Genomic DNA, 25,230 nt, shown 5'->3' with positions numbered 1-25,230 from the left:
TTACTTCTTGGTAGATATAGCTCTGGAGCGGCGGGCACTGAGCCCGGCTCCTGCTGTGCCTGGCCGTTTTAGCTGGACTGGTTACCGGCACTAGCCAGCTACTTTTTGCAGAGCCTGCACCAGCGTATTCTGTGCTAACTCTACTTTAAAGCGGTTATGCTCCCGGGGCTGAGCGCCCCGCAGTGCTACTGCCGCCGCTGCCCTGAAGGTGGCCTCCGTGGCCGGAGCCCCCGTAAGCACTTGTTCGGCTTCGCGGGAGCGCCAGGGCTGGGCGCCTACACCTCCCAAAGCCACCCTGGCCGCCCGGATGTTGCCACCTTGCACGTCTAACCCTACCGCCGCCGAGGCCAGCGCGTACGCATAGCTGGACCGCTCCCGTACTTTGAGGTAGGTAGAGCGCTGGGTATAAGCCGCCGCGGGCACCGTAATGGATACAATTAGCTCCCCAGGCTCTAGCACGGTTTCCTTGTGCGGAGTATTGCCCGGCAACAGATAAAACTCCGTGATGGGTACGCGCCGCTGCTTGCCTTTGGCGTTTTCCAGGGTGAGCACGGCATCAAAGGCTACCAACGCCACAGATAAGTCGCCGGGGTAAGAGGTGGCAATGCACGCATCGCTGGTGCCTAGGATAGCCAGATTATGGTTATCCCCCTGCAAAGCCGGGCAACCAGAACCCGGCACTCGCTTGTTGCACGGAAAAGCTGGGTCGCGGAAATAGCCGCAGCGTGTCCGTTGCAGAATGTTACCGCCCATGCTGGCCATATTGCGCAACTGCGGCGAAGCCGCCAGCAGTAATGACTCAGAAATAGCCGGATACTGCTGCAACACAATGGGGTTTTCACCCACATCGCTCATGCGCTCCAAGGCTCCAATACGCAGGCCATCATTGGTCTTCTCAATGCCTTTGAAGGGCAAAAGATTAATATCCACCAGTTGTGAGTGCTCCTCAATATTGGCCTTCATGAGGTCAAGCAGCGTGGTGCCACCGGCAATGTAAGCCGCTTGTTTATCGTCGCGGACAACGGAGGTTGCTTCTTTGGCTTTTGAGGCCTGTTGGTAAGCGAAATTGTTCATGCTTTGCCTCCTTTTTGCTGCACTTCACGCACAGCCGCCACAATATTAGGGTAAGCCCCACACCGGCATAAATTGCCACTCATCCACTCCCGGGTTTGCGCGTCGGTGGTAGCATGGCCCTCGTTTACGCACGCCACCCCCGACATAATTTGCCCGGAGGTGCAATAGCCGCACTGAAAGCCATCATGCTTGATAAAAGCGGCCTGCATAGGGTGCAACTCTTCTCCCTTGGCCAGACCTTCAATGGTTGTAATCTCCTTGCCCTGGCTCATTACAGCAAGCGTAAGGCAGGAGTTTATGCGGCGCCCATCTACCAACACCGTACATGCTCCGCACTGGCCATGGTCACAGCCTTTTTTGGTGCCGGTAAGATCCAGGTATTCCCGGAGGGCATCCAGCAGAGTTACTCGCGGCTCCAGCTGCAGCGTCCGGATGGTGCCGTTTATCTTCAGGCGCATCTGCGAAACGCCTTCAATCTTGCCAGATAGCGCCGTCAACCGTTCGGCCTGGCTGATGAGCGGTGGTGCTAAGGCTAAACCCAGAATTCCGCCCGCCTGCTTCATAAAGCTGCGCCTCGACTTATCGTCCGGTAAGGGCTCAAGCGGCCTAGCGCCTGCTGGGTCTGGAGGAAAAAGATCAGACATAAGTAATGTAACTAGAGGGTGAGGTCAGAACCCAGCGTAGCCGCACAATGGTACCCAGGGTGTGGTGCTATACGGGTAACAACCTAGCGGCTAACCTGTTCAGTTATGCCCCTACAGGCCCTATACCGGCGAAAGCTTCAACCCCGCAATTCACCCATTGAATCCTACTGCGCAACTCAACCGTGTACGCAGGCTAAACCCCTGAGTTAACTCTATTCGGCATCTTGTAGGCTTATTCCTGTGGAACTGGCCTAGAGCGCACTCGCTCCGTTTTTGGCTAAGCGATTTTGCTTACTGCCGGCCATTCACATAAAAAACGTCTCCCGTTTGCACGGGAGACGTTTAAGGTGCGGCTTCACGAATGCAGTTGCTTGCATTACTGGCCTAATAGTTATTCCTGCGCCTGGTACTTAGACTTAATAAAGTCAAGCATTTCACGCACCTGGTCATCGTCTTTGTTCACTTCTATCTTCCAGAGGGCTTCTACCAGCAGCAGCAGCAAGCTGGTTTCCTTGGCGGGGTCTTGGTAGCCCAGCTTCTCGAAGGCATTATGGAGCAAAGCGGGTACTGGCTGCAGGAAACGCTCATGCTGCTTTTGCGCCGTAGCGCTATCCGTAAGCCTCGATTGAAGCCTCCAGAAGTGCGGCTCCTCACGCACCAGCTTATAGGGCAGTTCAATTACGCTGTGCACGAACTCTAGGGGGGCACGGCCCTCATACCAGCCGCGGTTCTGCTCAATAATACGTTTGTAGCCCTTCTTGATTATGAAATCAAGCAATTGCTCCTTAGAGCCGAAATGCTTGAAAATTAGAGCTTCAGACACTCCCGCTTCCTTTGCAATTAATTGCGTGGGGGTATGTTCAAAGCCCTTTTCCCCAAATAGCTGTAAGGCAGTTTGAGCAATGTGCTGCTTGCGGTTAGTCATGGACGGGGTTCGGTTTCTGCTATTGGGGCTCAATATAGCACCCTAAAATACCTCTATTGCGTAAATACGGCATTTTACCGGCCAGTATCTAGCAAAATCTGGTTTTAGACAGTCAGCCGAGTAGCTCCCTCCGCTTCCATTTCCGGCCGCCCTCCCGCTGCTCTACAGCTCAAAGCAATTATGGCTGCGCCCACAGGCAGGGCATCTAAATAAGCGCATAGCTCTTTTTAGGCCCTATATACCATAAGCCGGCCGAACTGGAGGGGGTCCAATTCGGCCGGCTGCGAGGAGGTAGAAATTTGGCGCCTGGGCTGGGGAGCCACACGACTTTCTACAAATTTCACCAGATGGGTGGGATCAGCATCTGGGTAAACAGGGCGTGGGAATTTTGGGACCAGGCGGGGTGGGAAACACCTGGGTAAGCGGGCGTGGGAATTGTCAACCAGTTTGCTTGGTGGGATAAGCCAGCTGATTGATGGGACAATATTAAGCAAAGATTTCTAAAAGCAAGTAAGTAGCCACTTTTTTTTAGTGAGTATACACTTACTTTTCATATACCGCCGCACTCAATAATGGGCTTAACGGCCTGCATTCGCCTATTTTTGAGTTTCCCTATCTCAAATAAAAAACTAACTAATGTTTGTTTCAGCAGGAGTGTTCACTTACTTTTATCCCTCCTTCCGTGCCTTCCTCCTGCTCCACCATCCATGGTTTTCAACCCTGCAATAGAACAATTACCGCTGCCTGAGTTGCGGAAATTGCAGAACGCTCGGCTAAAGCATCAGGTAGCATACGTGTACGCCAGAGTACCCTTCTACAGGCAGAAGCTGGATGCGTTAGGAATACACCCCAGCTCCTTTAAGGGCCTTGAGGATTTGCCCAAACTAGGCTTTACCAAAAAGACGGATTTCCGCGACAATTACCCCTTTGGTCTTTTTGCGGTGCCAGAAACTGAGGTGGCCCGCCTGCACTGTTCCAGTGGTACCACTGGCAAAGCCACCGTAGTAGGGTACACCGCCGAAGACCTCGGAGTATTTGCCGAAGTAGTAGCCCGTTCCTTAGCGGCCGCCGGTTGCCGGCCCGGCATGAAACTGCAGAACGCCTATGGCTATGGCCTCTTCACGGGTGGCCTGGGCATCCATTACGGTGCTGAAAAGCTTGGGCTCACAGTAATACCCGTTTCGGGTGGTGGCACCGACCGGCAACTGCAGCTGTTGCAGGACTTCCGGCCGGAAATTCTCTGTGCTACTCCCTCCTACGCTCAGGTACTAGCCGAGGAAATACAGCGCCGCGGCATTGCGCATGAGGCCATCAACCTTCAATATGCGGCCTTGGGTGCTGAGCCCTGGACGGAAACCATTCGCCAACAGGTGGAAAGTGGCCTAGGCGTGCAAGCAACCAACATTTATGGCCTGAGCGAGATTATGGGCCCAGGTGTATCACAAGAAGATGTAAATGAGCGGGGCACTGGCAGCTACATCTGGGAAGACCACTTTTACCCCGAGGTGGTGGACAAAGACACGGGCGAGTCAGTCGCTGAGGGCGAGTTAGGCGTATTGGTGTTTACCACGCTCACCAAGAAGGCTATGCCCATTCTGCGGTACTGGACCAACGACATTACCAACATCTACTATGATAAGGCGGGAAGCCGCACTCACGTGAAGATGGGTCCCATCCGGGGGCGCTCCGACGATATGCTCATCATCCGGGGCGTTAACTTCTTCCATACTCAGGTAGAAGACCTGTTGAGTGGCCTAGCGCAGGTAAGCCCGTACTACCTGGTAACTGTTTCGCGCCGGGGCAGCATGGATGAGGTGGAGGTACACGTGGAGGTTAGCCAAGAGCTAATGCGCGAGTTGGGCTTGAGCACGGTAACGGAAGAAACTATAGCCCGGCACGAATGCCTGCAGACGCTGCGGGACGCTTTAGCCAAGAAAATCAAAGACAATATTGGATTGAGCATGCAAGTCATACTGCTCGGCTTTGGCGAGCTGCCCCGCAGTGAGGGCGGTAAGCTCAACCGGATAAAAGACCTGCGCAACCTGGCCTAGGCCACTTCAGTAGCTCACTCATTCATCCTTTTTGCCCCACATACTACACCATTCTCCCGCCCTCTCCACCCACCAATGGCTAAGAAAACAAAGACCAATAAACGGCAAATCATCATTGAGGAAGCGGCCAAACTGTTTAAAGACCGGGGCTTCGGGGGCACTTCTATGCGCGACCTAGGGGCGCAAGTAGGCATGGAGGCCGCCAGTATGTACAACCACATTAACTCTAAGGATGAGATTCTGGAACACATCTGCTTTCATGTTTCCAATACATACATCTCGCAGCTAGCCCAGATTGAGCAGACGGAGGCCTCCTACGTTGATAAAATCAAGGCGCTGGTTCGGCTGCACATTCACCTGATGATTGAGGACGGCGCAGCCGTTTCAGTAGCCAACAACGACTGGAAATACCTGGCTGGCGACAAGCTGACTCAATTTAAGGATGCCCGCAAGCGCTATGAGCGTGGTTTCGCAGCCCTTATTGAGCAGGGTATTGCAGCCGGTGAGCTGCAGCCCGTAAACGTTTCGGTGGCGCTGTTCACTATTCTCTCGGCGGTGCGCTGGGTTGAGCTGTGGTACCGGCCCGGCCGGGGCATTTCGGGCGAAGAGCTGGAGCAAAACATCATGACCATTCTGTTGAACGGATTGGTTAAATAGATCTGCGGCCGGCTGTGAGTTGCTAGTGACCAGTGTTGTGTATTTCAACCGTATCACTTAGTAACCGACAGCCGGCACCTTACACCGGAACTCCTATGAGTCGATTTCATAAAGTAAAAATCAAACGCATCAACAAGGAAACGCCCGACTGCGTAACGCTGTCGTTGGATGTGCCGGCGGAGTTGCATGACACGTTTAAGTTCACCCAGGGCCAGTACCTTACCTTTCGCCGGGAGCATAACGGAGAGGAGCTGCGCCGCTCCTATTCTATCTGCAGCAGCCCCCTTGATGGGGAGTGGCAGGTGGCCATTAAGAAGGTACCAGAAGGCCGTTTTTCTTCCTTGGCTGTAGACAACCTGCGCGTAGGCGAAGAGCTGGACGTGATGCCGCCCGCAGGCCACTTCTACACCCAGCTGCACCCTGAGCAGGCGAAGCATTACGTGGCCTTTGCGGCGGGCAGCGGCATTACGCCCGTGTTTTCCATTGTAAAAACCATCTTGCTGACGGAGCCTAACAGCCAGGTTACGCTGATTTATGGCAACCGGGGCCGCAACTCCATCATCTTTAAAGAAGCCATTGAGGCCCTGAAGAACAAGTTCCTACGTCGCCTCAGCGTCTACCATATCCTCAGCCGTGAACAGGGCGACACGGATTTGCTCTTCGGCCGCATTGATGAAGCCAAGACGCAGCAGTTCCTCGATAAAATTTTGCCCGCCGACCAGATTGACGAAGCCTTTATCTGTGGCCCCGAGGAGATGATTAATGGCGTACGCGCAGCCCTGAGCAGCGCGGGAGTAGCGCCGGAGAAAATTCACTTCGAAATGTTCACCTCAGCGGGCGGCGCCAAGAAAGCGGCCGGCCCGGCCAAGGTGCACCCGGCAGGCGAAGACGACAAGAAAAGCCAAGTCACGGTGCAGCTTGATGGCAGCACGCGCATTCTGGAAATGTCGTACTACGGCAATACTATTTTGGATGAGCTGCTGGAGATGGGCGTTGATGCCCCATATTCCTGCAAGAATGGCATGTGCAGCACCTGCCGCTGCAAAGTGGAAGCGGGCACCGTAGAAATGGATGTGAACTACTCACTCTCTGACACCGAAGTGGCGAAGGGTTATGTCCTCTCCTGCCAGGCTCGCCCTACCTCAGAGAAGGTGAAAGTGGATTTCGATCAATAATGGCCTAGTGAATTACCATTCCGACGCAGGAAGAACCTACTACCTGACCTGGAGGCCAACCCAGCTTCCTCTCTTTGTTCGGAACGGCAACCGTAATATTTTCCTTACTTTTAACTAACGATTGTTAGTTAATCTTTGTTAAAGAGGCATGGAAACGCTAGAACTCACCCAGGAAGAACAGTTTCAGGCCCGCATTGATGCGGATGTGCGCATTGAGCCTAAGGATTGGATGCCCGATGCGTATCGTAAGACGCTGATCCGGCAGATTTCCCAGCACGCTCACTCTGAGCTAGTTGGCATGCTGCCGGAAGGCAACTGGATTACTCGTGCTCCTTCGCTGAAGCGCAAATCTATCCTGCTCTCCAAAGTGCAGGACGAAGCCGGCCACGGCCTCTATCTCTACAGCGCCGCCGAAACCCTGGGTGCGTCACGTGACCAAATGCTGGCCGACTTGCACTCGGGTAAAGCCAAGTATTCCAGCATTTTCAATTATCCTACCCTCAGCTGGGCCGATATGGGCACGGTGGGCTGGCTGGTTGATGGCGCCGCCATTCTGAACCAGGTACCGCTGTGCCGTACTTCCTACGGCCCCTACGCCCGCGCTATGGTGCGGGTATGTAAGGAGGAAAGCTTTCACCAGCGCCAAGGGTTCGAGATTATGCAAACCCTCTGCGAAGGCGCCCCCGAGCAGAAAGCCATGGCCCAGGAAGCTCTCAACCGCTGGTGGTGGCCTACGCTGATGATGTTCGGCCCCAAAGATGCCGACTCGCCAAACACGGCTCAGTCGATGAACTGGCGTATTAAGCGCTTCACCAACGATGAGCTACGCCAGAAGTTCGTGGACATGATGGTGCCCCAGGCTGAGTTCCTGGGCCTCACCGTACCCGACCCCAACCTAAAGTGGAACGACACCAAGAATGGCTACGACTTCGGCGACGTGGATTGGGAGGAGTTCTGGAACGTGGTGAAGGGCAACGGCATGTGCAACAAGGACCGCCTCGGGGCCCGCGTAAAGGCGCACGAAGAAGGTGCCTGGGTACGCGAAGCCGCCCTCGCCCACGCCGCCAAACGCAAGCAGCGGGCTGAGCAAGCAGAAGCAGCACAATAAGTGGACCAGGCCAATCCGACAGCCTCGTAAAGCCCAGTAGACCGTCATGCTGAGCTTGTCGAAGCATCTCTACCGCTTCGTTGAGTTGTTGCTAGGCCAGTGATTAGTCAGAGGTAGAGATGCTTCGACAAGCTCAGCATGACGGTTCCTTGTTAACTACGCTAGGCCACTCCCCTACTCCAATCACCGTGTGAAACTCCCCATTTCACAACTTCACAATTTCACCTAATGTCTCAGCACGAATGGCCTCTGTGGGAGGTTTTTATCCGCAGCAAGCAGGGCCTCGATCATAAACATGTGGGCAGCCTGCACGCCGCCGATGCGGCTATGGCCATCCAGAACGCCCGCGACGTGTATACGCGCCGCATGGAAGGTATCAGCATTTGGGTAGTAGAGTCAAAGCACGTGCACGCCTCCAACCCCGACGATGCAGCGGCGTTCTTCGACCCCGCTAATGATAAAGTATATCGGCATCCTACCTTTTACGAGGTTCCGGATTCTATCAAGCACATGTAATTCCCGCCTTATGCAAGCCACCCCATCCGAAACGCTTTCCTTGGCTAATTACACGCCGGAGGTACGGCAGCAGCTCTTCCGCTACGTGCTACAGCTCGCCGATACCAGCCTGATTCTGGGCCACCGCCTCTCGGAGTGGTGCGGCCACGGCCCCGTTCTGGAGCAGGATCTGGCCATGGCCAACATTGCGCTGGATTTGCTGGGCGAAACCCGCAGCCTCTACCAGTACGCTGCCGAGCTGGAGGGTCAGGACCGCACCGAGGATGACTTAGCCTTTCTGCGCCTGGCCACCGAGTACCAGAACCCCTTACTGGTGGAGCAGCCCAACGGCGACTTTGCCGCTACTGTGGTGCGCCAATTCCTATTCGACAACTTCCATTACCACTTTCTGCAGCAGCTCCAAACCAGCCCCGATGAGCGGCTGGCGGCCATTGCGGAGAAAGCCTGGAAGGAAGCTGCCTACCACCTCAAGTGGAGCTCAGAGTGGATCATCCGGCTGGGTGATGGCACCGAGGAAAGCCGCCAGCGCGTGGAAAAAGCCCTCGGCAACCTGTGGCGTTACTCCGGTGAGCTGACAGCCTCCACCGCCACGGAGCAGGCGTTGCAACGCCTTGGCCTGATACCTGATTACGCCACGCTATTGCCGGCTATGCAGGCGCACGTAGCCAAGGTGTTTGAGGAAGCAACCCTACCCGTACCCCAGGAGGCCTACATGCAAAAGGGTGGTAAAGAGGGGCGCCACACGGAGCACCTGGGCTATATTTTGGCCGAGCTTCAGTACATGCAACGCACCTATCCCGGCCTGAAATGGTAGCCGAAATCCCCATGCCCACTGAAGAACGCATCTGGCAATTGCTGGACGAGGTTTTCGACCCTGAGGTGCCCGTACTGAGCATTCTGGATTTGGGCATTGTGCGCGGCGTGCAGGTGCAGGGCGAGCAGGTAACCGTGACCATCACGCCTACTTACTCGGGCTGCCCGGCCATGAATACCATTGCTACTGATATCCGGCTGCGCCTGCTGGCGGAAGGCATCACGCAGGTAACCATCAACAACCAGCTCCGCCCCGCCTGGACCACCGACTGGATGACCGACGCCGGCCGCGAGAAACTAGAGGCCTACGGCATTGCGGCCCCGGTCAACGGCACCGCCTCTGGCCATGTGCTCAACCTATTCGGTCAGGATACCGCCGTACGCTGCCCGCTCTGCAAATCTGAGCATACGCACTTGGTTAGTCAGTTCGGCTCCACCGCCTGCAAAGCCTCGTACCAGTGCGACGACTGCCAGGAGCCCTTCGATTATTTTAAGTGCCACTAGTGCGTACGTTTACAAAAGAACGTCATGCTGAGTGCAGCCGAAGCATCTCTACCGCTGGCTAACTTCAGTGATTAGCTCCGGCAGAAATACTTCGGTTGCGCTCAGCATGACGTTCTTTTACTAAACCGTTCTTTCCCCCAATCCACCTCCTTTCCCAATGCCTGAAACCAGCTTTCTGAACTTCACCATTGAAGCGGGCGTCGCTACGCTTACTCTCAACCGGCCCGACGTATTTAATAGCGTGAACAAGCCGCTGGCGCTGGCATTGCAGCAGTATTTGCGCGAGTGCCAGCAAAACCCGGAGGTGCGGGCAGTGCTGCTTACGGGCACTGGTAAAGCATTCTGCGCTGGTCAGGATCTGGCGGAAATTACGGGACCCGACAGCCCGGAGGTGGCGGAGATTGTGGAGAAGCACTACAACCCTATTGTGCAGTTGATTCGGGAGTTGGATAAGCCGGTAGTGGCCGCCGTGAATGGCGTGGCCGCAGGGGCTGGCGCCAACCTGGCCCTGGCTTGTGATATTGTGGTGGCAAAAGAATCGGCCTCGTTTATTCAGGCATTCAGCAAGATTGGGTTGATTCCGGATAGCGGCGGCACATACTTCCTGCCCCGCCTGATTGGCCTGCAGCGTGCCGCCGCGCTCATGTTCACCGGCGATAAGGTAAGTGCTCAGGAAGCTGTACAAATGGGTATGATCTATAAGGCATTTCCTGATGAAAGCTTTGATACGGAAGTAGCTGCGTTGGTAAGCAAGCTGGCCGCCATGCCTACCAAAGGCCTGGCTTACACCAAGCAACTGCTCAATACTACCTTCGGTAATGACCTTACCCAGCAGCTCCGTGCCGAAGCGGACTATCAGCTCCGGGCCGGCCACACCACTGATTATAGAGAGGGAGTATCGGCGTTTATGGAAAAGCGCAAGCCTACCTTCACCGGTCAGTAAAGCGTCAGTGGTAAAGCATTGACAGGCAGCTAGCAACTGCCAATTACCCGTCATCAGGAATCGACAACTACTATGACCATCGGAATCATTGGCAGTGGCGCTATGGGAGCCGGCATTGCGCAGGTAATAGCCCAGGCCGGCCACTCAGTATGCCTACACGACACCAACTCGGCTGCCCTGCAACGTGCTTCTACCAGCATTCAGGCTAATCTGCGCAAGCTGTCTGAAAAAGGTAAAATCAAGCCGGAGGAAGCTGAAGCAGCCATTGGCCGCGTACGGACTTGCACAGACATGGATTCCTTCGCGAGATGCAGCTTAATCATCGAAGCCATAGTAGAAGACTTGGCGGTTAAGCAGGCTTCGTTCCGCGATATTGAAGCAGTGGTGTCAGATGACTGCATTCTGGCCAGCAACACGTCGTCGCTTTCCATTGCCTCCATTGCGGCAGCCTGCCAGAAACCCGAGCGCTTTATCGGGATTCACTTCTTTAACCCCGCTCCCCTGATGCAGCTGGTAGAAGTGATTCCGGCCGTGCAAACCCGCCCTGGCCTGGCGGAGGAAATCCGTGACCTGGTGCAGAGCTGGGGCAAGCTACCCGTGCTGACCAAGGATACGCCCGGCTTTATTGTGAACCGCGTGGCGCGCCCCTTCTACGGAGAAGCCATCCGGATTCTGGAAGAAGGCATTGCCGACATGGCCACCATTGATTGGGCCATGACGGAGTTGGGCGGCTTCCGAATGGGTCCCTTCACCCTCATGGATTTCATTGGGCACGACGTGAACTACCGCGTAACAGAATCGGTGTTTACGGCTTTCTTCTTTGACCCGCGTTTCAAGCCCTCGTTCACGCAGAAGCGCTTGTTTGAGGCGGGTTACTACGGGCGCAAATCGGGCCGCGGTTTCTACAGCTATGGCCCCGATGCTGTACCGCCGGAGCCTACCCGCGACGAGGCGCTGGGCCACCTGGTGCTGAACCGCATTTTGGCCATGCTCATCAATGAAGCCGCCGATGCGCTGGCTCTGAACGTGGCTTCCAGGGAAGACTTGGAGCTGGCCATGACGAAGGGGGTAAACTACCCCAAAGGGCTGCTGGCCTGGGCCGATGAGCTAGGCCTCTCCAGAGTGCTCACCACCCTCGATGAGCTGTACGCCGAGTATCACGAGGACCGCTACCGTGCCAGCCCGTTGCTGCGCCGCATGGTACGGGCTAACCAGACGTTCTTTCCGCATGAGCGAGCCAGCAGCCACCAGTAACCACCACGCCGAGGCCGTAAAGGAGCTGATGCTTCAGCACGATGCCTTCAGCAAACTGCTAGGCCTGCAGGTGGATGAAGTAGGCCCCGGCTATTGCCGCCTGCACTTCACGGTGCGCCCCGATATGGTGAATGGGTTTGGAGCGCTGCACGGCGGCGTAACCTTTTCCGCGGCTGACTCGGCCTTCGCTTTTGCCTGCAACAGCCACGGCCGCCAAAGCGTGGGCCTCACCGTAACCATTGATTATCTGGAAGCCGGAAAAGTAGGTGACCTAATAACGGTGGAAGCGCGCGAAGAAAGCCTTAAGCACAAGGTTGGGGTATACCAGGTGCGCGCCACCACCCAAAGCGGCGCAGTGCTGGCCCTTTTCAAAGGCACCGCCTACCGCACCAGCAACGAGATTTTATAACTCAGGCAGTGGTCTAGATGACAGGGACGGTAGGAAAAGGCACGTCATGCTTGATCTGGCGTCCGCGAAGGCGCCGCAGCTCTACCTCTGGCTACTCAAGTGGCTTAGCAACAACTCAACGAAGCGGTAGAGATGCTTCGACAAACTCAGCATGATGTGCTATGTACTACCGCACTGCCAATTAACAACCGAAATGAACCAAGCATATATAATTGACGGCATCCGCACCCCCATCGGCAACTTCGGCGGCACACTTTCCGCCGTCCGCCCCGATGATATGGCCGCGCACGTTATCCGGGAGCTGCTGCGCCGCAACGCTTCTGCCGACCCGGCTGCCATTGCCGATGTACTACTAGGCTGCGCCAACCAGGCCGGCGAAGACAACCGAAACGTGGCGCGCATGGCGCTGCTGCTGGCGGGCCTGCCTGCTTCGGTGCCCGGCGAAACAGTGAACCGCTTGTGCGCCTCCGGTCTTTCAGCCAGCATTGGGGCCGCCCGCGCCATCCAGAGTGGCGACGGCGACCTGTTCATTTCCGGCGGTGTGGAGAGCATGACCCGCGCCCCCTACGTGATGTCGAAACCCAGTAAAGCGTTTGGCACCGACTCGCAAATGTATGATTCCAGCTTCGGCTGGCGCTTCATCAACCAGCGGCTGGAAGAGGCATACGGCACCGATGCCATGGGTGAAACCGCCGAAAACCTGGTGGACCGCTACGGCATCAGCCGCGAAGACCAGGACCAGTTTGCCTACGAATCGCACCAGCGCGCCGGCCGGGCCCGAGACTCGGGCCGCTTCGGCGAGGAAATTGTGCCCGTATCTATTCCCCAGCGCAAGGGTGAGCCCTTGTTATTTGCTGAGGATGAGTTTATCAAGTCGAACACCACGCTGGAAGGGTTGGCCAAGCTGCGGCCTGCCTTCCGCAAGAGCGGCGGCTCCGTAACGGCGGGTAACTCCTCGGGGCTTAATGACGGGGCGGCGGCACTGCTGTTGGCTTCGGAAGAAGGCATCAAGCAACACGGCCTCACCCCTCGCGCCCGCCTTGTGTCAATGGGCGTGGCCGGCGTAGAGCCGCGCTACATGGGTATTGGGCCGGTGCCGGCGTCGCAGCAGGCGCTGAAAAAAGCGGGCCTGACGCTAGATCAGATGGATATTATTGAGTTCAACGAAGCCTTTGCAGCCCAAACGCTGGCCTGCGCACGTGGCCTAGGCTTGGAAGGCAGCGACCCACGCATCAACCCCAACGGCGGGGCTATTGCGCTAGGCCACCCACTGGGCATGAGCGGGGCCCGGATTCTGAATACGGCGGCTCTGGAGTTGCACAAGCAAAACAAACGCTACGCCCTCATTACCATGTGCGTGGGCGTGGGTCAGGGCTACGCAGCCATCATTGAGAAAGTATGATTTACGCATTCAATGGCGTGGTGCCGGTCGTGCATGAGTCGGCGTTTGTGCACCCGCAGGCTACTGTTACGGGCAACGTCATTATCGGCCGCAACGTGTACATCGGGCCCGGCGCTGCCATTCGCGGCGATTGGGGTCAGATTATCATTGAGGACAACTGTAATGTGCAGGAAAACTGCACCGTGCATATGTTCCCCGGTACTACTGTGCGCCTCAAGGAAATGGCCCACATTGGGCATGGCGCTATCATTCACGGGGCCACCATTGGCCGCAACGTGCTGGTAGGCATGAATGCCGTGATAATGGACCGCGTAACCGTCGGCGACGAAAGCGTAATCGGGGCCCTGAGTTTTATCAAAGCCGATGAAGTGATTCCGCCTCGCAGCCTGGTGGTAGGCAACCCGCACAAGATTATCCGGCAGGTGAGCGACGACATGGTAGCCTGGAAAACCGAAGGCACCCAGATCTACATGCAACTCCCGGCCGACTGCCACGCCACCCTCACGCCCTGCGAACCTTTGCGCGAGGTTCCTGCCAACCGCCAGGTACAGCAAGTGGCCTACCAAACCTGGAACGAACGAAAAGAAGGTGAGTGAGCTTCGACATCGACCGTCATGCTGAGCGGAGTCGAAGCATCTCTACCGCTTCGTTGCAGTGGCCTAGGCCAATAGTTAGCCAGAAGTAGAGATGCTTCGACAAGCTCAGCATGACGTTCTGTTTTAAATTCGCCTCATTCCCTCCCAAACTCCTACCCTTCTACCCTACTCATATGACTCCCACCCTCCAAAATTATGCGCTAGGCCACTGGATTGCCGGTAAGGGCCACGAGCAGGAATTGCTTGATGCCAGCACCGGTGAAATAATTGCCCTCGCCAGCAGCGAAGGCCTCGACTATGAGGCCATGATGGACTACGCACGCCGGACCGGCAACAAGGCTCTGCGCAAAATGACGTTCCATGAGCGCGGCCGCATGATTAAGGCGCTGGCCCTGCACCTCGACAGCAAGAAGGAAGATTTCTATACCCTCAGCTACCGCAGCGGCGCCACCCGCGCCGACTCCTGGATTGACATTGAAGGCGGCATCGGCAACCTGTTTGCTAATGCCTCCCTGCGCCGTAAATTCCCCGACAAGCCATTTTACGTGGAGTCGGACCCCATTGCGCTGTCGAAGGCTGGCAACTTTATGGGCCACCACATTATGGTGCCGAAGGAGGGCGTGGCCGTGCACATCAACGCCTACAACTTCCCCATTTGGGGTATGCTGGAAAAGATTGCGGTGAACCTGCTGGCCGGAATGCCCGCCATCGTGAAGCCCGCCGTGCCTACGGCCTACCTCACGGAAGCCGTAGTACGCGAAATTATTGCCTCCAAAATATTGCCCGAAGGGGCATTGCAGCTGGTGTGCGGTACCGGCGAGGGTATTCTGGACCATGTGACCTACCAGGATGTAGTGACCTTTACCGGATCGGCAGAAACGGGCCGCAAGCTGAAGGCTCACCCGCGCATCATTTCTGAAGCCGTACCCTTCAATATGGAGGCCGACTCGCTGAACTCGGCGGTGCTGGGCCCCGATGCCGTGCCTGGCACCGCAGAGTTTGACTTGTTCATTAAGGAAATCAGGAAGGAGATGACGGCCAAAGCGGGGCAGAAATGCACCGCCATTCGGCGCGCCATTGTGCCCGAGAACCTGGTAGAAGACGTGCAGATTGCCTTAGGCAAAGCCCTGGCGCAAACCACCATAGGCCACCCGCAGGCCGAGGGTGTGCGCATGGGCGCGCTGGTAAGCCTCACGCAGGTGAAGCGGGTGCGAGAGCAGGTACGGGAGCTGGCCAAAAACACGCCCATCGTGTACGGCGACCTGGACAATGTGCAGGTAATTGGGGGCGACTGCAAGACCGGCGCGTTTATGTCGCCGATTGTAATGCTGAACCCTGAGCCGTTCAAGTTTACGGATAGCCACGAAGTAGAAGCATTTGGGCCGGTAAGCACCATTATGCCCTACAAAGATCTGGATGAGGCAATTGCCTTATCGAACATGGGCAAAGGCTCCCTGGTGTGTTCTGTAGCAACCAACGACCCGCGCACGGCCCAGGAGTTTGTACTGGGCGCCGCTACTCACCACGGCCGCATACTGGTTATAAATGAGGAAGTAGCCAAGGAAAGCACCGGCCACGGCTCACCCCTGCCCCTACTCATTCATGGTGGTCCCGGCCGCGCCGGTGGCGGACAGGAAATGGGCGGCATGCGCGGCGTAGAGCACTTTATGCAGCGGGTAGCTATCCAAGGCTCACCCAGCATGATTACGGCCATTACAGAAGTGTATCAGCCCAAAGCCAGGCAGGTTGAGAAGGACAAGCACCCTTTCCAGCACTACTTTGAGGAGCTGGAAATCGGGCAGACCTACACCACGCACCGCCACACCGTCACGGAGTCGGACATAACCAACTTCGCCCAGGTTTCCGGCGACAACTTCTACGCCCACGTGGATGCTACTTCTTTGGAAGGCACGCTTTTCACGGGTCGCGTGGCCCACGGCTACTACATCCTGAGCAAAGCCGCCGGTATGTTTGTAGATCCTCGCAAGGGGCCGGTACTACTCAATTATGGCCTGGACGAGTGCCGCTTCACCAAGCCCGTGTACCCCGGCATGACCATTGGCGTGAAACTCACGGTTAAGGAGAAAATAGGCCAGGAGAAGCGCGACGCCGAGGACGTAGCCAAGGGCATTGTGCGCTGGCTCGTGGACGTGTCAGATGAAACCGGCGAAACCGTTGCCGTGGCTACCATCCTGACGATGGTGAAAAAGAAAAACCAGGAGTAAACTCATCTATAAAAGACCGGCATGCTGAGCTTGCCGAAGCATCTCTACCTCTAACTAACTCCTGTCGTGAGGGGAAACGGTAGAGATGCTTCAGTCCTTGGCTTGATGCGCCACCTGCTCAGCAGGACAGCATTTTCATCAACTACACACCATGACCACCCCTACCACCCTCACCGCCGGCAAAGTAGAAACCACTACCGATGCCCATGGCGTTGCCACCATCTCCTTCTTCCACCCCAGCCACAACTCCCTGCCCAGCGCCCTGCTCACGCAGCTAGCCAACACCATTACCACCGTAGGCCAGTCGCCGACCACGAAAGTTATCATCCTGAAAAGTGAAGGCGAAAAGACGTTTTGCGCGGGTGCCAGCTTCGATGAGCTCATGGCCATTGAGAATGAAACGCAGGGCCTGGAGTTTTTTTCGGGCTTTGCGAAGGTGATTAACGCCTGCCGTACCTGCCCCAAAATCATTGTGGGCCGCGTACAGGGCAAGGCCATTGGGGGCGGCGTAGGTGTAGCTGCTTCTACTGACTATTGCTTTGCTACGGCACAGGCCGCCGTGAAGCTCAGTGAGCTGGTAGTAGGCATTGGGCCGTTTGTGGTGGGCCCGGCGGTAGAGCGCAAGATTGGCCTGGCCGCCTACTCTCAGTTAGCTCTCGATGCCGCTGAGTTTCGCTCGGCAGAGTGGGCCAAGGAGCGTGGGTTATACGCGGAGGTACTGGCCACTCCGGAGGCCCTTGATGCAGCAGTTACGGCCTTTGCCACCAAGCTGGCGGCTTACAACCCCGAGGCGCTGACGGAACTGAAGCAAGTATGCTGGCAAGGCACTGAGAACTGGGATACCCTTTTGGTTGAACGCGCTGCCATCAGCGGCCGGTTGGTTCTTTCGGACTTTACTCGTGAGTCAATCCGGCAGTTCAAAAGCAAGTAAACTCCACCAGATAAACGCACAAAAAGCAGCCTCCCTTCGGTAAGAAGGGAGGCTGCTTTTTTATAAGCGTGCTGTTAATAAACTACCGGGTAGTAGTGCCGCTAGTTGTTCCAGACGTGGTTCCGGTGGTAGTAGAGCCCATAGTAGTGCTACTGGTAGTGGAGCCTGATGTAGCGCCCATGGTGGTACCGGTAGTGGTGCCCGAAGTAGTTCCGGTGGTAGTACCTGACGTAGTTCCACTGGTTGTAGAGCCTGATGTGGAACCGTAGGTAGTAGAACCCGTGCTGCTACCCATTGTGGAAGTACCGGTACCCGTAGTAGAAGCAGGGGTGTCAGTGCTGGTGGTAGAGCAGCCCGATAAGGCGACGCCGGCTCCGAAGAGCACTGCAAATGTGCTAGCAACCCAGCTGGTTTTCTGTGAGGTTTTCATAGGAAAGAGGATGAGAGAATGAACAAAAACACGTATCTGATATGCCCAACTGGCGGGTATTGCCCAGAGCTACTGCACGCAGAATCTATTGAGGAAATTCTTACGCTGGAAACTCAGCTCCGCCAGACGTTACCCACACATCTACCGCAGCTGATCAGCAGCTCCCGTTTAGGCCAATGGGCTCCTAACGTACGGTGTATCAACGCTTTTGTTCTGTCAATTCTTCCCACTTCCCCATACTGTTCTACACTGACACTGTTTCCTCAATTGCCGCTGAAATCTCAATCTCCTCCAAAGGAGGTACCGGAGCAAAGCGTGATTCATGAAAGTTAGCTTCCGGGAAGCCGGGCGCCACACCAGCGTTGTTGATTTCATGCAGCGTAATACCATAGCCACGATGGGTGTCAAAAATTCCGCGCACCGTGTAAATGGGTCCCCGTTTGGGTGTCTGAATGTTGGGATTTTGCACCAGTAGCAGAGTAAAGTCGTCGTTGACACAAACAACTTCCTGTCCGATATGGAAGAGAGGAGGATTCATGGAGAAAACGTAACAACCGGCACAAGTAAGCGCCCCAGCCGCCGGACTGCCGGGCACGGGGTTTAACCTGGCCTACGCCGGTTAAGTTCTGAAGGGCCCCAACGGCCCTCCACTAGTATTTGCGCTTGAGCGCATCAGCCACGGCTTGTTGCAGCAGGGGCTCCATCACTTGGTAGCCCGCCAGGTTAGGGTGCACCCCATCTTCACCGTAGGCCACCTTCAGGCCCTGCCGCTCATCGGCCATGGCTCCGTGGTAATCCAGATACACCAGTTTCTTCTGCCGAGCGTAGGCCTTGATCAGCACGTTCAGGGCCACGATTTTGGGGGCTGGGCTTAGTCCCTTGCGCCACCAGAAATCATAGGCTGGCAGCACTGAACACAATACAACCCGCACGCCATTTGCCTGGGCCAGCTCCACCATCGACTTAATATTGTTGAGGGTGGCGTTGGGGTTATATGGCCCCGTGTTTTCGGCCACATCGTTCGTTCCGGCCAGTATAGCCACCACTTTGGGCTGCAACTCCAGCACATCCTGCCGAAAGCGTAACAGCATTTGGGGTGAGGTTTGCCCGCTAATGCCCCGCCCAATAAACTCGTAGGGCTGCCCCGCAAAGAACTTCGGATCAGTCTTGGGCCAGGAATCAGTAATAGAGTTACCTAACAGTACCACGCGTGGTGCCTTTGCGGTAGGAGCAGGTAGCTCTTTATTGGCAGTAGCGTAGCGGGTTAGGTTGGCCCAATCGGTTCGGAGCGGGTCTGGGGTGGGCGCGGTTTGCGCCCAGGCAGGCGCCTGGCATAGGCCTAGTACAAGGGCAAGTAGCACTACTAGTTTCATAGTTGCTCAGGGTGATGAGCCACACAGGTGGCCTAGCAAATTAAGTAAAGAATAACCAGCTCTCTTCTCGAGCCGGCCAGCAGCCATCTGTCCGGTGGCTTTATCTACCAGAACGGAGGTACTCTGTCTGCTATGGAATAGCCTGTTTGCGCATAGCCCCTGACTAAGCTTCCGCAAACTCTATTGCGTAAAAAAGGAACATAGCTCAAAAAAAGTTGCGGAGAATGAGCGTGTCAATGCGTGTTTTTTAAGTGACTGAAAACATACTATCATCTTTACAGCAGCAGCTATGCAAGTGATTATGCTGAAAATGGAGTGTGCACTAAGTGTATAAACCGCTCTCCGGATGTGCTCCAAAACCTTTGTGGTAAGCTTGTTGCTCTTGTATTCTCCAAATAAGGAACAATAAATTAGGGCGGACTAACCTCCTCAGCAGCCGAAGTTGCCACCGTCTTTATCTGGTGAGTAAGGCCTCACAACCCTGCATCTTGCTTACTTATTACTAGGTTAACAGGCACCCAATCTTCCTTGTGTGCACCCTGCCTGGCTTGCTCCATTCCAATCTGCGGCACCTTGTATGTGTGCTGAATATTCCGGCTATTACAGGCCTCTTCCCATCCTTCCTTTCCATCTACCCATGACCTCCAGACGTTCCTTTGTGAAGTCCGCGGCCTTGCTTTCAGCCGGCGCCCTTTTCAGCCCCAACTTGCTGGCGGCTCCCAAGTCTTACATTGGGCTGCAACTGTATACTGTGCGCGAAGCCATGCAGCAAGACCCCGCCGGTACCTTGGCCCGGATTGCCAAGCTGGGTTACACTTCAGTGGAAGGAGCTACGTACACGGGTAGCCAGAAGTTCTATGGCATGGACCCCACCAGCTTTACTAAACTTCTTAAGCAGCACGGACTGATTATGCCCAGCAGCCACTACCGACTAGGTGAAGAACAGGATAAGGGCCAGCCCGTTCTGGGCACTATGCTCCACGGCTGGGATAAGGCCGTGGATGATGCTGCCCAGGCCGGCGTGAAGTATATGGTGTGTGCCTACTTATCTGAAGCTGAGCGCGGCAACCTCGACCATTACAAGTACGTGGCCGACCAGCTGAATAAGGCTGGGGAGCGAAGCAAAAAGGCAGGCATTCAGCTCTGCTACCATAACCACGACTTCGAGTTCATGGCCCAGAACGGCCAGATGCCCTTCGACCTGCTCCTTAACAACACCAGCAAAGATTTGGTGAAGATGGAGCTGGACTTGTATTGGGCTACCAAAGCCGGCCAAGACCCCGTGGCTCTGTTTAAAAAACACCCCGGCCGCTTCCCACTGTGGCACGTGAAGGATATGGATAACACGGCCAAGAAAAACTTCACGGAGGTAGGCAACGGCGTTATTGACTTCAAGCGGATTTTTGCCCAGGCCAACACCGCCGGCATGAAGTACTTCTTTGTGGAGCAGGACCAGACGCCCGGCTCGCCCTTCGATAGCATTCAGAAGAGTATCGCGCACATCAAGCGCACCCTCGTGTAGCCTTTGCTCGCTGCAAAGCCCACTTGCTACTGCCCTATCTCATCCCACCTTTATGGAAAAGTACACGTACGATGCCATCGTCATCGGTTCTGGCATTTCTGGCGGCATGGCCGCCAGGGAGTTGACGGAAAAAGGCTTAAAAACCATCATGCTCGAGCGTGGCCGCAACGTGGAGCATATCAAAGACTATGTAAACGCCAACAAGGCGCCATGGGAGCTACCCCACCGGGGCGGCAAAACTCAAAAGATGATTGAGGACCACCCCGTTCTCAAGCGCGATTATACCCTCAACGAGAGCAACCTAAACTTCTGGGTAGATGAGCGGGAAAGCCCCTACGTAGAAGTGAAGCCCTTCGACTGGTTCCGCGGGTACCAGGTTGGTGGCCGCTCCCTGATGTGGGGACGCCAGTCGTACCGCTGGAGCGACTACGATTTTGAGGCCAACGACAAAGACGGCGTGGCCGTGGACTGGCCCATTCGCTACAAAGACCTGGCCCCCTGGTACAGCCGCGTAGAGAAGTTTGCCGGTATCAGCGGCAACCGGGATGGCCTGCCCCAGCTGCCCGACGGCGACTTTATGCCGCCCATGGAGATGAACTGCGTGGAGAAAGACGTGGCAGCCCGCATTAAGAAAAACTTTAAAGACCGGCACATGGTGATTGGCCGCACGGCCAACATCACCAAGCCGCATAACAACCGCACCAACTGCCAGTACCGCAACAAGTGCTGGCTGGGCTGCCCGTTTGGGGCCTACTTCAGCACGCAATCGGCTAGTTTGCCGGCGGCCATGGCTACCGGCAACCTCACGCTGCGGCCGTTCTCCATTGTCACGCGCATCCTCTACGATAAGGATACCAAGCGGGCCAAGGGGGTAGAAGTGCTGGATGCGGAGACCAACAAAACTTACGAGTACTACGCTAAAATCGTGTTCCTGAATGCATCCACGCTGAACTCAGCCTGGGTACTGATGAACTCGGCTACCGACGTATGGCCCGAGGGCCTGGGCAGCAGCAGCGGAGAGCTGGGCCACAACCTGATGGACCATCACTTCCGGGCGGGGGCTCATGGTGAGATGCCGGGCTACGAGGACAAGTACGTGTATGGCCGCCGGGCCAACGGCATTTACGTGCCCCGCTTCCGCAACCTGTTCGGCGACAAGCGCGACTACATTCGGGGCTTTGGCTACCAGGGAGGGGCCGGCCGTGAAGGCTGGAGCCGGGAAATTGCTGAGATGAGCATTGGCGGCGACCTGAAGGATGCCCTCACCGAACCCGGCCAGTGGACCATGGGCTTAGGAGCCTTCGGCGAAACCCTGCCCTACCACGACAACCGTGCCTTCCTCGATAAAACCAAAAAGGATAAGTGGGGCCTGCCCGTGCTGGCTATTGATGCGACCATTCGGGAGAATGAGCAGAAAATGCGCATTGATATGATGCAGGATGCGCAGGAGATGCTGGAAAAAGCGGGGTTGAAAAACGTGAAGACCTACAACAACGGCTACTCCATGGGGGGCGGTATTCACGAAATGGGCACTGCCCGTATGGGCCGCGACCCTAAAACGTCGGTGCTCAACCAGCACAACCAGGTGTGGGATGCCCCCAACGTGTACGTGACGGATGGCGCCTGCATGACGTCGGCGGCGTGCCAGAACCCCTCGCTGACGTATATGGCTCTCACGGCCCGCGCCGTAGACCACGCCGTGGGCGAGTTGAAAAAGCAAAACGTCTAACCTCTACCGGCACAGTCATGAACAGAAGAGACGCATTAGCCCGGGTAGCCCTCCTGATGGGCGGCGCTGTTATTGGGGGCGACTATTTTCTTACCAGCTGCTCCTCCCCTGCGGAGGAAAAGGCCAAGAAGGGAACTGCCAAGGAAACCAAGCAGGAAAAGCCCTTCCTGAGCCCAGACCAAGTGGCCTACCTGAACGAGGTGGGCGAAACCATTCTGCCTACTACCGCTACACCCGGTGCCAAAGCCGCCGACGTAGGCAGCTTCATGGCCGTAATGGTGCGCGACTGCTACAAGCCTGAGGATCAGCAGATATTTCTAAAGGGCCTGAATACACTAGAGCAGGCCAGCATGAAGAAAAACGGCAAGGGATTCCTGGAGTCGGATGCCGCGCAGCGCACGGCCCTGCTCACGGCCCTCGATGCCGAGCAGAAGAACTACGGCAAAACCAAAACGCTGGAAGCGCCCAATCACTACTTCCGCATGATCAAGGAACTCACTATGCTGGGCTACTTTACGTCGGAAGTTGGCAGCACCCAGGCCCTGCGTTACCTGCCCATACCAGGCAAGTACGAAGGCTGCGTGCCCTACAAAAAAGGCGACCGGGCCTGGGCCACTACTTGATTTGCGTGTTGCTGGCTGGTGGGTATGTGTCGGTTGCTGATTATGAGAATTTTCCTCCGCAAGCAGCAATTAATACGTACCCATCAGGCTCCAGCAATCAACTAACACCATTTGAATGATACGATTAGGGATGATTGGCGGAGGACAAGGCGCTTTTATTGGCGCCGTTCACCGTCATGCCGCGGCCTTGGATGGCTTATATGAACTGGTTGCCGGGGCGTTCAGCAGCAACCCCGAAACCTCCAGGGCCAGCGGGCAACTGCTAGGCCTGTCGGCCGATCGGGTGTATGGCTCCTACCAGGAGTTGATTGAGCGCGAGCTGCAGCTCCCGGAGAATAAGCGCGTGCAAGTACTGTCCATCGTGACGCCTAACCACCTGCACTTTGCCCCTACCAAGCTGGCGCTGGAAAGCGGCTTCCACGTGATTCTGGACAAGCCGATGACTTTCTCTTTGGCCGAAGCCAAGGAGCTGCAAGCCTTGCTGGCGGCCAGCAACGCGCGCTTCTGCCTGACTCATACCTACACCGGATATCCCATGGTGAAGGAGGCGCGCCAGTTGGTGGCCTCCGGCGCGCTCGGGGCTGTGCGCAAAGTGTACGTAGAGTACCCACAAGGCTGGCTGAGCACTTTTGAGGAAGGCACCGACAACAAGCAAGCCGCCTGGCGCACCGACCCCAGCCGCAGCGGTATTGCGGGTGCCATGGGCGACATTGGCACCCACGCTTTCAACTTGCTGGAGTACGTGAGTGGCCTAGCCGTAACGCAGCTCTGCGCCGATATTAACACGGTGGTAGCCGGGCGCCAGCTCGACGATGACGGGGCCGTACTGCTGCGCCTCTCCGGCGGGGCCAGCGGTGTACTGGTGGCTACCCAGGTGGCCGCCGGCGAGGAAAACAATATTCGGGTGCGGGTGTACGGGGAAAAAGGGGGCCTGGAGTGGCAACAGGCCGATGCCAATACCCTGCTGGTAAAGTGGCTGGACAGGCCAACCGAAATCAGGCGGACGGGTACCGGCTACGTCAGCTCATTTGCCCGGCACAATACCCGCACGCCAGCCGGCCACCCCGAGGGGTACTTGGAAGCCTTTGCAAACCTCTACCGCAACTTTGCCCTGATGCTGCAAGCGGAAATGCATGGCCAGCAACCCATGCCAGAAGCGCTGGATTTTCCGGGTATTGAGGACGGAGTGCGCGGAATGGCCTTTATTGAGAACGTTATTGCCTCGGGCCGCTCTACCCAGAAGTGGACCGAGTTTACCGTATAGCCTCGCATGAAAACAATAAAAGGCCCAGCCATTTTTTTGGCGCAGTTTATCAGTGACCAAGCCCCCTTTAACTCCCTGGAGTCCATCTGCGAGTGGGCAAGTGGCCTAGGCTTTAAAGGCGTACAGATTCCGACTACCGATAGCCGCTTTATTGACCTGAAGCTGGCGGCCGAAAGCCAGACGTACGCCCACGAAATCAAGGGCAAGGTGCAGGCTGTCGGCCTCGAAATCACGGAGCTTTCTACGCACCTGCAGGGCCAGCTGGTGGCCGTAAACCCGGTGTATGATAAGCTGTTTGATGGCTTCGCGCCGGCCGCGGTGCAAAACAACCCCAAGGCCCGCCAGGAGTGGGCGGTGCAGCAACTCAAGTATGCGGCCAAGGCGTCTCAAAACCTGGGGCTCACCGCCCACGCCACCTTTAGTGGCGCTTTGCTGTGGCCTATGGTATACCCCTGGCCTCAGCGCCCCGCTGGCTTGGTAGAAACCGGCTTCACGGAACTGGCCCGGCGCTGGCTGCCCATCCTGCAAACGTTTGATGAGTGCGGGGTAGATGTGTGCTACGAAATTCATCCGGGCGAAGACCTGCATGATGGCATCAGCTACGAGCTGTTCCTGGACAAGGTGCAGCAGCACCCCCGGGCCTGCCTGCTCTATGACCCCTCCCACTTTGTGCTGCAGTGCCTCGATTACCTGGAGTACATTGATATCTACCACGAGCGCATTCGGGCCTTTCACGTGAAGGATGCCGAGTTTAACCCCACCGGGCGGCAGGGTGTGTATGGCGGCTACCAGAGCTGGATTGACCGGGCCGGTCGCTTCCGCTCCCTCGGCGACGGGCAGGTGGATTTTAAGGCCATCTTCAGCAAAATGGCGGCCTACGACTTTCCCGGCTGGGCCGTGCTGGAGTGGGAATGCGCCCTCAAACACCCCGAAGACGGCGCCCGCGAAGGGGCCACCTTCATTAAAGACCATATCATTAGGGTAACCGACAAAGCCTTCGACGATTTTGCCGCGACGGGTACCGACGAAAACTTCAACAAAACCCTGCTAGGCCTCTAACTT

General features: G+C 56.4%; 25 protein-coding genes. 19 read left to right on the top strand and 6 right to left on the bottom strand.

Annotation, left to right across the window (positions count from 1 at the left end; translation table 11 throughout):
• Window positions 1-90: 90 nt before the first annotated feature.
• The 3 genes from HMJ29_RS14715 to HMJ29_RS14705 form a co-directional block, all read right to left on the bottom strand.
• A complete protein-coding gene (locus HMJ29_RS14715; RefSeq protein ID WP_171592202.1) occupies window positions 91-1,074 on the bottom strand; it encodes an FAD binding domain-containing protein in 984 nt (327 codons plus the stop codon).
• Entirely contained in the window at window positions 1,071-1,718 is a 648-nt protein-coding gene (locus HMJ29_RS14710) for a (2Fe-2S)-binding protein (RefSeq protein WP_171592201.1), read from the bottom strand. Before HMJ29_RS14710 ends, HMJ29_RS14715 begins: the two co-directional genes overlap by 4 nt.
• Before the next feature lie 391 nt (window positions 1,719-2,109).
• Window positions 2,110-2,643: a TetR/AcrR family transcriptional regulator gene (locus tag HMJ29_RS14705; RefSeq protein ID WP_171592200.1), complete on the bottom strand. Its 534-nt coding sequence runs from the start codon at window positions 2,641-2,643 to the stop codon at window positions 2,110-2,112.
• 707 nt (window positions 2,644-3,350) lie between these two features.
• Between HMJ29_RS14705 and HMJ29_RS14700 the strand changes: the two genes are divergently transcribed.
• From HMJ29_RS14700 to HMJ29_RS14635, 14 genes are all read left to right on the top strand, one after another.
• Window positions 3,351-4,694: a phenylacetate--CoA ligase family protein gene (locus HMJ29_RS14700; protein ID WP_171592199.1), complete on the top strand. Its 1,344-nt coding sequence runs from the start codon at window positions 3,351-3,353 to the stop codon at window positions 4,692-4,694.
• Window positions 4,695-4,769: 75 nt separating this feature from the next.
• Window positions 4,770-5,351, top strand: coding sequence for a TetR/AcrR family transcriptional regulator (locus HMJ29_RS14695; RefSeq protein ID WP_171592198.1), 582 nt, complete (start codon window positions 4,770-4,772; stop codon window positions 5,349-5,351).
• Window positions 5,352-5,446: 95 nt separating this feature from the next.
• Window positions 5,447-6,526 (top strand): 1,2-phenylacetyl-CoA epoxidase subunit PaaE, encoded by a 1,080-nt coding sequence (paaE, locus tag HMJ29_RS14690; protein ID WP_171592197.1) that lies wholly within the window; start codon window positions 5,447-5,449, stop codon window positions 6,524-6,526.
• Between the two features lie 148 nt (window positions 6,527-6,674).
• Complete coding sequence (gene paaA, locus HMJ29_RS14685; RefSeq protein WP_171592196.1) at window positions 6,675-7,634, top strand: 1,2-phenylacetyl-CoA epoxidase subunit PaaA; 960 nt, start codon at window positions 6,675-6,677, stop codon at window positions 7,632-7,634.
• A gap of 228 nt (window positions 7,635-7,862) precedes the next feature.
• The gene (gene paaB, locus HMJ29_RS14680; RefSeq protein WP_171592195.1) at window positions 7,863-8,150 is read left to right on the top strand and encodes a 1,2-phenylacetyl-CoA epoxidase subunit PaaB; all 288 of its coding nucleotides are present in this window, start codon (window positions 7,863-7,865) and stop codon (window positions 8,148-8,150) included.
• 10 nt (window positions 8,151-8,160) lie between these two features.
• Window positions 8,161-8,964 (top strand): 1,2-phenylacetyl-CoA epoxidase subunit PaaC, encoded by an 804-nt coding sequence (gene paaC, locus HMJ29_RS14675; RefSeq protein ID WP_171592194.1) that lies wholly within the window; start codon window positions 8,161-8,163, stop codon window positions 8,962-8,964.
• Window positions 8,965-8,975: 11 nt separating this feature from the next.
• A complete protein-coding gene (gene paaD / locus HMJ29_RS14670; protein ID WP_171592193.1) occupies window positions 8,976-9,467 on the top strand; it encodes a 1,2-phenylacetyl-CoA epoxidase subunit PaaD in 492 nt (163 codons plus the stop codon).
• Window positions 9,468-9,624: 157 nt separating this feature from the next.
• A complete protein-coding gene (locus HMJ29_RS14665; RefSeq protein WP_171592192.1) occupies window positions 9,625-10,410 on the top strand; it encodes an enoyl-CoA hydratase-related protein in 786 nt (261 codons plus the stop codon).
• Between the two features lie 72 nt (window positions 10,411-10,482).
• Window positions 10,483-11,664 carry a 3-hydroxyacyl-CoA dehydrogenase NAD-binding domain-containing protein gene (locus HMJ29_RS14660; protein WP_171592191.1) on the top strand — a complete coding sequence of 394 codons (1,182 nt, stop codon included), beginning with the start codon at window positions 10,483-10,485 and terminating at the stop codon, window positions 11,662-11,664.
• Window positions 11,639-12,073, top strand: coding sequence for a hydroxyphenylacetyl-CoA thioesterase PaaI (paaI, locus tag HMJ29_RS14655; RefSeq protein ID WP_171592190.1), 435 nt, complete (start codon window positions 11,639-11,641; stop codon window positions 12,071-12,073). The genes HMJ29_RS14660 and paaI overlap by 26 nt, the downstream gene beginning before the upstream one ends.
• 193 nt (window positions 12,074-12,266) lie before the next feature.
• Window positions 12,267-13,475 (top strand): 3-oxoadipyl-CoA thiolase, encoded by a 1,209-nt coding sequence (gene pcaF, locus HMJ29_RS14650; RefSeq protein WP_171592189.1) that lies wholly within the window; start codon window positions 12,267-12,269, stop codon window positions 13,473-13,475.
• Entirely contained in the window at window positions 13,472-14,071 is a 600-nt protein-coding gene (locus HMJ29_RS14645) for an acyltransferase (RefSeq protein ID WP_171592188.1), read from the top strand. Before pcaF ends, HMJ29_RS14645 begins: the two co-directional genes overlap by 4 nt.
• A 173-nt stretch (window positions 14,072-14,244) precedes the next feature.
• Window positions 14,245-16,296 (top strand): phenylacetic acid degradation bifunctional protein PaaZ, encoded by a 2,052-nt coding sequence (paaZ, locus tag HMJ29_RS14640; RefSeq protein ID WP_171592187.1) that lies wholly within the window; start codon window positions 14,245-14,247, stop codon window positions 16,294-16,296.
• 151 nt (window positions 16,297-16,447) lie between these two features.
• Complete coding sequence (locus HMJ29_RS14635) at window positions 16,448-17,227, top strand: enoyl-CoA hydratase/isomerase family protein (RefSeq protein WP_171592186.1); 780 nt, start codon at window positions 16,448-16,450, stop codon at window positions 17,225-17,227.
• An 82-nt stretch (window positions 17,228-17,309) separates the two neighbouring features.
• On the opposite strand, the gene HMJ29_RS14630 is transcribed toward HMJ29_RS14635, so the two are convergent.
• The 3 genes from HMJ29_RS14630 to HMJ29_RS14620 form a co-directional block, all read right to left on the bottom strand.
• On the bottom strand, window positions 17,310-17,657 hold the full coding sequence (locus HMJ29_RS14630; protein ID WP_171589549.1) for a hypothetical protein: 348 nt from the start codon (window positions 17,655-17,657) through the stop codon (window positions 17,310-17,312).
• A gap of 244 nt (window positions 17,658-17,901) precedes the next feature.
• Complete coding sequence (locus HMJ29_RS14625; protein WP_171592185.1) at window positions 17,902-18,195, bottom strand: hypothetical protein; 294 nt, start codon at window positions 18,193-18,195, stop codon at window positions 17,902-17,904.
• 112 nt (window positions 18,196-18,307) lie between these two features.
• Window positions 18,308-19,030 (bottom strand): SGNH/GDSL hydrolase family protein, encoded by a 723-nt coding sequence (locus tag HMJ29_RS14620; RefSeq protein WP_171592184.1) that lies wholly within the window; start codon window positions 19,028-19,030, stop codon window positions 18,308-18,310.
• A gap of 637 nt (window positions 19,031-19,667) precedes the next feature.
• On the opposite strand from HMJ29_RS14620, the gene HMJ29_RS14615 reads away from it, so the two are divergent.
• The 5 genes from HMJ29_RS14615 (at window position 19,668) to HMJ29_RS14595 (ending at window position 25,227) form a co-directional block, all read left to right on the top strand.
• A complete protein-coding gene (locus HMJ29_RS14615; RefSeq protein WP_171592183.1) occupies window positions 19,668-20,552 on the top strand; it encodes a sugar phosphate isomerase/epimerase family protein in 885 nt (294 codons plus the stop codon).
• Window positions 20,553-20,604: 52 nt separating this feature from the next.
• Window positions 20,605-22,281, top strand: a complete 1,677-nt coding sequence (locus tag HMJ29_RS14610) for a GMC oxidoreductase (RefSeq protein WP_171592182.1) — start codon at window positions 20,605-20,607, stop codon at window positions 22,279-22,281.
• Window positions 22,282-22,298: 17 nt separating this feature from the next.
• Window positions 22,299-22,904 (top strand): gluconate 2-dehydrogenase subunit 3 family protein, encoded by a 606-nt coding sequence (locus HMJ29_RS14605; protein WP_171592181.1) that lies wholly within the window; start codon window positions 22,299-22,301, stop codon window positions 22,902-22,904.
• A gap of 115 nt (window positions 22,905-23,019) precedes the next feature.
• The gene (locus HMJ29_RS14600) at window positions 23,020-24,168 is read left to right on the top strand and encodes a Gfo/Idh/MocA family protein (RefSeq protein ID WP_216634061.1); all 1,149 of its coding nucleotides are present in this window, start codon (window positions 23,020-23,022) and stop codon (window positions 24,166-24,168) included.
• Between the two features lie 6 nt (window positions 24,169-24,174).
• Window positions 24,175-25,227, top strand: coding sequence for a sugar phosphate isomerase/epimerase family protein (locus tag HMJ29_RS14595; RefSeq protein WP_171592180.1), 1,053 nt, complete (start codon window positions 24,175-24,177; stop codon window positions 25,225-25,227).
• Window positions 25,228-25,230 lie beyond the last annotated feature (3 nt).

The sequence above is a fragment of the Hymenobacter taeanensis genome, assembly GCF_013137895.1.
In the GTDB taxonomy this organism is placed as follows: domain Bacteria; phylum Bacteroidota; class Bacteroidia; order Cytophagales; family Hymenobacteraceae; genus Hymenobacter; species Hymenobacter taeanensis.
The sequence above is the reverse complement of the archived record's forward strand: the minus strand, read 5'-3'. Positions and strand labels throughout refer to the sequence as shown.